Origin of the sequence: Streptomyces sp. NPDC007095 (assembly GCF_040634475.1) — a bacterium.
Lineage (GTDB): Bacteria > Actinomycetota > Actinomycetes > Streptomycetales > Streptomycetaceae > Streptomyces.
This window is the reverse complement of the sequence record NZ_JBEYFS010000037.1, coordinates 57958-64014: the sequence shown is the minus strand read 5'-3', so window position 1 is coordinate 64014 and position 6057 is coordinate 57958. Positions and strand designations below refer to the sequence as shown.

Annotated in this window: 5 protein-coding genes; 4 read left to right on the top strand and 1 reads right to left on the bottom strand. The window is 69.9% G+C overall.

What is annotated here, in order from left to right; all coding sequences use genetic code 11:
- Positions 1–126 precede the first annotated feature (126 nt).
- Complete coding sequence (locus tag ABZ656_RS15445) at positions 127–774, bottom strand: PhzF family phenazine biosynthesis protein (RefSeq protein ID WP_101405503.1); 648 nt, start codon at positions 772–774, stop codon at positions 127–129.
- A gap of 971 nt (positions 775–1745) precedes the next feature.
- Here ABZ656_RS15445 and efeO point away from each other — a divergent pair.
- Genes efeO through ABZ656_RS15425 form a run of 4 tightly spaced genes read left to right on the top strand, consistent with a single transcriptional unit; the run spans position 1746 to position 6030 of the window.
- Positions 1746–2894, top strand: coding sequence for an iron uptake system protein EfeO (gene efeO, locus ABZ656_RS15440; protein WP_360268206.1), 1149 nt, complete (start codon positions 1746–1748; stop codon positions 2892–2894).
- Between the two features lie 12 nt (positions 2895–2906).
- On the top strand, positions 2907–4181 hold the full coding sequence (efeB, locus tag ABZ656_RS15435; RefSeq protein WP_101405501.1) for an iron uptake transporter deferrochelatase/peroxidase subunit: 1275 nt from the start codon (positions 2907–2909) through the stop codon (positions 4179–4181).
- Positions 4182–4184: 3 nt separating this feature from the next.
- On the top strand, positions 4185–5060 hold the full coding sequence (gene efeU / locus ABZ656_RS15430) for an iron uptake transporter permease EfeU (RefSeq protein ID WP_101405500.1): 876 nt from the start codon (positions 4185–4187) through the stop codon (positions 5058–5060).
- Entirely contained in the window at positions 5017–6030 is a 1014-nt protein-coding gene (locus ABZ656_RS15425; RefSeq protein ID WP_360268201.1) for a hypothetical protein, read from the top strand. Before efeU ends, ABZ656_RS15425 begins: the two co-directional genes overlap by 44 nt.
- Positions 6031–6057: the final 27 nt, after the last annotated feature.

The following is a 6057-nucleotide window of genomic DNA, read 5'->3' as shown; positions in this document are numbered from 1 at the left end:
ACCCACCCACAGACAAACGAATCGGGCGGAGGGGGTATTGCGGGGCGAAGCCCCCGCCTCAGGGGCGCGGCGAACTGCGCGACCCGCGCCCACCGCCCCGCGGGCGACAACCGCACCTGGGTGCGTTCAGGTCCGGAGCAGTCGTACGCGGCCCCCTACCTCCACCCACCCACCCGGCTGCGGCGCGGTGAGGATCTGGGAGCCGGCGCCCTGGACGATGTTCAGGGCCCGGCCCAGCCGGTCGGTGAGCAGCAGCGCCGCCGCCCCCGTCGCCTCGTCCTCCACGATCCCGTCGTCCCGCCCGGGAAAGCCTCGGGCCCGCACGCGCCCGGCCAGCTCGTCCTCCCAGGCCCAGGCGTACACCCACTCCCCCGGCTCCGGCACGGCCAGCGCGTCGACCTCATCGGCGGTCCCGTACTGCCGCAACGTACGCCCCGGCGCCCACTCCGCCCGCGCCTCGATCCAGCTGAACTCCCCGTCCAGCCGCACCCCCACGACCCCGGCGGGCGTGACCAGTTCGGGGATGTCGAGCAGCCATCCCACCCCGACACAGGGATGCCCGGCGAACGGCAGCCGCAGGGTCGGTGTGTAGATGTCGACGATCCCGCGCTCGGGGTCGTCGACGAACACGGTCTCGCTGAACCCGAGCTTCGCGGCGAACGCCTGCCGCTCCTCCGGATCCGGCATCACCGAACCCTCGCGCACCACACCGAGCTCGTTGCCGTGTTCACCACCGGGCCCGCAGAAGACGCGCAGTACGTCGAAATCAGTCACCGTTCCTATGTTAATCGGCCGGTGTCGGCCCATCACACATCCCGAACAGGGCGAGTTGCCGGTCTGGAACGCTGGGCCCCGAACGGTGGTGGCGCCGTGGGGCGGGTGCTTTCCGGGCGGGCGCGTTCGCGTCTGACGCACCATGAGTGTGGTGCTGTGCATCGTCCTGGCCGGAGCTGTCGGCTCCGTACGGCCCAGACCCGATTCGGGCGTTCAACGCCCGCCTGCCCAGCTGATACTGGTCCTCGATGTGCGAGTGATCGCCCCTGCCCCACCGCGACGACGACTGCGCGGTCAGTGCCTTCTTGCGCTCCGCCCGACGGGCGGAGACGGCGGGCGCGCTCCCGATACGCACACGGACCGCAAGGTCCGCACCGGCCGGCGCCCCCAGATGCTCCCCCGCTGCCCGCAGCACCGCCGCATCCGCGGGCGGCACGCGTAGCCGCGTCCGGATCCGACACCCGGAAGGCGGGGCAACCACGAACAGGGCGGCCGGCGCGCGGAAGGGACGCAGCTCACGCGCCCTCCCGCACCCGCTCCCCCGTGCCACCCGTGGTGCCCGACGTGACGGAGGAACCCGCCCGAGCCACTGCTGTCCGAATCTCCACCTCTGCCTGACGGTTGGGTTCCCTCGTTCGCCCGGCCGCCGGTTCACGGGGTCCAGCCCGGTGTCGGCCGCGTCGCAGCTCAGACCGCAGCTCCGCCCCCCAGACCCCCGCGTTGGCCAGGGTGACCACGCCATCGCCAGAGGCGACCACATCACCCCCGACAGGGCGTTTGACCAACACTTGACCATTCCATGGCGTTTACTTTTGGCCACCGTGATCAGGCCGTGCCCGTGCGTCAGCCATGAGAGCTGAATCACCGTAGGGGTGGGTAGTAGTGAGGTAAGCCTCAGGTAAGTTAGGCCAGCCTCACCATGCCAGCGGGGATCTTCCGCCTGGTCTGTCCGTCGTTGTCTTGGAGCCTGAATGCGAGCCGTCCGACTCTCAGTTGTCACCGCCGCCGCGACCGCGGCCGCTCTGGCCGCCGTCACGGGCTGCACCGAGAAGAGCGACGCCGGGTCCGGCGACGCGATTCAGGTGACCGCCGCCGACTCCAAGTGCGAGACCTCCTCGAAGTCCGTCCCGGCCGGCCAGGTCACCCTGAACATCGAGAACAAGGGCTCGAAGGCCACCGAGGTCGAGATCCTCTTCCCGGACGACCGGATCGTCTCCGAGAAGGAGAACATCGGCCCGGGCACCAAGTACACGCTGACCGCCGAGGTCAAGGCCGGTTCGTACGAGATAGCCTGCCGCCCCGGCATGAAGGGCCTCGGCGTCCGCCAGAAGCTCACCGTGACCGGTGGCACGGTCGCCGAGCGCGACCCGCGTCTCGACAAGGCCGTGGCCGCCTACCGCGAGTACGCGCAGGAACAGGCCGACGCGACGATCCCGAAGGTGGAGACGTTCGCCGACGCCATCAAGGCCGGCGACATCGAGGCCGCCAAGCAGGCCTACGCCCCCTCCCGCTTCGGCTGGGAGAGCACCGAGCCGATCGCCGAGTCCTTCGGGGACATCGACCCCAAGACCGACACCCGCGTCAACGACCTGGAGAAGGGCCAGAAGTGGACCGGCTGGCACGCTCTGGAGAAGGCCCTCTGGCAGGACAAGAAGATCGGTGCCGAGCAGAAGACCCTCGCCGATGAGCTGGTCACCGACCTGAAGGACTGGCAGAAGCGGGTCGGCGAGGCCGAGATCACCCCGACCTCCATGGCCAACGGCGCCAAGGAACTCCTCGACGAGGTCGCCACCGGCAAGGTCACCGGCGAGGAGGACCGTTACTCGCACACCGACCTCAGCGACTTCAAGGGCAACGTCGAGGGCGCACAGAAGTCGTACGAGCTGCTCAAGCCGGTCGCGCAGCAGAACGACAGGGCGCTGACCACCGAGCTCGACAAGCAGTTCACGGCGCTGAACACGCTGCTGGACAAGTACCGCACGAACGATCCGCAGGAGAAGACGCAGAACGGCTTCGTGTCGTACGACAAGGTCACCAAGGAGCAGCGCAAGGAGCTCTCGGACGCGGTCAACGCGCTCGCCGAGCCCCTGTCCAAGCTCGCCGCGGCTGTTGTGAAGTAGGCGGAGCGCATCATGACGACAGACACCACGGACACCACGGAAGCCACCGACGGGCCCACGCCCTCCCGGCGTTCACTGATCGGCTGGGGCGGTGCCGGGCTCGCGCTCGGGGCCGCCGCGGCCGGCGGCGCGGTGGCGATGACCCGTACCGGCAACGACGTGGAGCCGGCGGGTGCCGAGACCGGCGCCGCCGTCGCCTTCCACGGCGCGCACCAGGCGGGCATCGCGACACCGGTGCAGGACCGGCTGCACTTCGCCTCGTTCGACGTGAAGACGGACGACCGCGCCGAGTTCGTCCAGATGCTGAAGGACTGGACGGCCGCCGCGCGCCGGATGACCGAGGGGCACGCGGTCGGCGAGGGCGCGTACGGCGGACTGGCCGAGGCCCCGCCGGACGACACCGGCGAGGCCCTGGGCCTCAAGCCGTCCCGGCTGACGCTGACCATCGGCTTCGGGCCCTCGCTGTTCGAGAAGTTCGGGCTGACGGGGCAGCGGCCGGAGGCCCTCGTCGACCTGCCGGCGTTCCCCGGTGACAACCTGGAGAAGTCGCGCAGCGACGGCGACCTGTGCGTCCAGGCCTGTGCGGACGACCCGCAGGTCGCGGTGCACGCGATCCGCAACCTGGCCCGGATCGGCTTCGGCAAGGTCGCCGTCCGCTGGTCGCAGCTCGGCTTCGGCAAGACCTCCTCGACGACCCCCGACGCCCAGACCCCCCGCAACCTCATGGGGTTCAAGGACGGCACCCGCAACATCGCGGGCACCGAGCCGGACCGGCTGAAGAAGTTCGTGTGGGTGGGCGAGGGCGAGGGTCCGGCCTGGATGACCGGCGGCTCGTACCTCGTGGCGCGCCGTATCCGGATGAACATCGAGACCTGGGACCGGACCTCGCTGCAGGAGCAGGAGGACGTCTTCGGCCGGGACAAGGGCGAGGGTGCGCCGGTCGGCAAGGCCAAGGAGCGCGACGAGCCGTTCCTGAAGGCGATGAAGCCCGACGCGCACGTCCGGCTCGCGCATCCCGACTCCAACGACGGGATCACCCTGCTGCGCCGCGGCTACTCCTTCACGGACGGCACGGACGGCCTCGGCCGGCTGGAGGCGGGACTGTTCTTCCTCGCCTACCAGCGTGACGTGCGCAAGGGGTTCATCCCGGTGCAGCGCAGCCTCGCGCGCTCCGACGCGCTCAACGAGTACATCCAGCACGTGAGTTCGGCGGTCTTCGCCGTCCCGCCCGGCGTCCGCGACAAGGACGACTGGTGGGGGCGCGCGCTGTTCTCCAAGGAGGCATAGCCCGTGTTCGGCAACTATCTGATCGGTCTGCGCGAGGGGCTGGAAGCCAGTCTCGTCGTCTGCATCCTCATCGCCTACCTGGTGAAGACCGACCGCAAGGACGCCCTGAAGCCCATCTGGATGGGCATCGGCGTCGCGATCGCGCTCGCCCTCGGCTTCGGCTGCGCGCTCGAGTTCGGCTCCCAGGAGCTGACGTTCGAAGCGCAGGAGGCGCTCGGCGGTTCGCTGTCGATCGTCGCGGTCGGCCTGGTGACGTGGATGGTCTTCTGGATGCGGCGCACCGCCCGGCATCTGAAGTCCGAACTGCACGGCAGGCTGGACGCGGCACTGGCGATGGGCACGGGCGCGCTGGTCGCGACCGCGTTCCTGGCCGTCGGCCGGGAGGGCCTGGAGACGGCGCTGTTCGTGTGGGCGTCGGTGCACGCGGCGAGCGACGGCACCCCGCGCCCGCTGATCGGTGTCGCCCTAGGCCTGGCCACCGCGGTCCTCCTCGGCTGGCTCTTCTACCGGGGCGCCCTGAAGATCAACCTCGCGAAGTTCTTCACCTGGACCGGCGGCATGCTGGTCGTGGTCGCGGCGGGTGTGCTCGCGTACGGCGTCCACGACCTGCAGGAGGCCGACTGGATCCCGGGGCTGCGGAATCTCGCCTTCGACATCAGCAGCACTATCCCGCCGGACAGCTGGTACGGCACGCTTCTCAAGGGCGTGTTGAACTTCCAGCCCGACCCGACGGTCCTTCAGGTCACGGTGTGGGCGCTGTACCTGGTCCCGACACTCGCGATCTTCCTCGCCCCGGTAGGGTTCGCCTCCGGGAAGGGGAAGGTGAAGGCACCTGATGAGCAGGGATCGCGCGGGTCGCAGCCCACGAAGGCTTCGTAGTCTCAACCGGTTCGCCCTGGCAACAGGGGCGGTGACCGTTCTGTCCTTGACGGCGAGCGGCTGCGTGGTGGTGCACGGGGAGCGGGAGGTCGTACCGACGGCGACCCGGACCGAGGCCGCCCGTGCGCTCAAGGACTTCACCGCCGCCTACAACAAGGCGGACAAGGCGAACGACAGCTCCCTGGACACGGACCACGTCACCGGCGCCCTCGGCGCCATCGACGGCGCGAAGCTGACGGCCGGGCAGAAGAACAATCCGGGCGGCAACCCGGCCTATTCGCCGCTGTCGCTGACCGACGCGAAGTTCTCGATACCGGCGAAGGCGGGCTGGCCGCGCTGGTTCGTGGCCGACGCCGCGGCCAACAAGGGCGTGGCGGGCTACCGTTGGCTGCTCGTCTTCACCCGGGGCAGCGCCGACGACGTGTGGCAGGCCTCGTATCTGACCGTCCTCGCCGCCACCGACGTACCGAAGTTCCAGCAGGACAAGGACGGTTGGGCGCAGCCCGTCACCGGGGACGACACGGCTCTCGCCGTCGAACCGGAGAAGCTGAGCCAGTCGTACACCACATATCTGAAGAGCGGCGGCGACACCTTCGCACCGGGCCTCCACACCTCGCAGTGGCGGACCCAGCGTGCCAAGAACGCCACCAAGCCCGGTCTCGCCCGGCAGTACATCGACGAGCCGCTGACCTCCGGCGACTACGCCCCGGTGGGGCTGCGCACCACGGACGGCGGCGCGCTGGTCTTCTTCACCACCCGCCGCTACGAGAAGCAGACCGCCGCGCAGGGCACCGAGATCCCGGCCCTCAGCGCGGACGTCAAGGCCCTGACCACCGGTGACATCAAGCAGTCCCTCACCCTGGAGTTCGTCTCCAACCAGGCGGTCCTGGACCCCGGGAAGAGCGCGCAGAAACAACAGGTGGCGGTGCTGGGGCGGATCGAGGGGCTGACGGGGGCGAAGGGCGGGTAACCGGCCCGGCCCCGGCGGCTCCTGTCG

Coding starts and splice junctions, on each gene's coding strand:
- efeO (WP_360268206.1), top strand. CDS start 1,746: ATGCGAGCCGTCCGACTCTCAGTTGTCACCGCCGCCGCGACCGCGGCC.
- efeB (WP_101405501.1), top strand. CDS start 2,907: ATGACGACAGACACCACGGACACCACGGAAGCCACCGACGGGCCCACG.
- ABZ656_RS15425 (WP_360268201.1), top strand. CDS start 5,017: ATGAGCAGGGATCGCGCGGGTCGCAGCCCACGAAGGCTTCGTAGTCTC.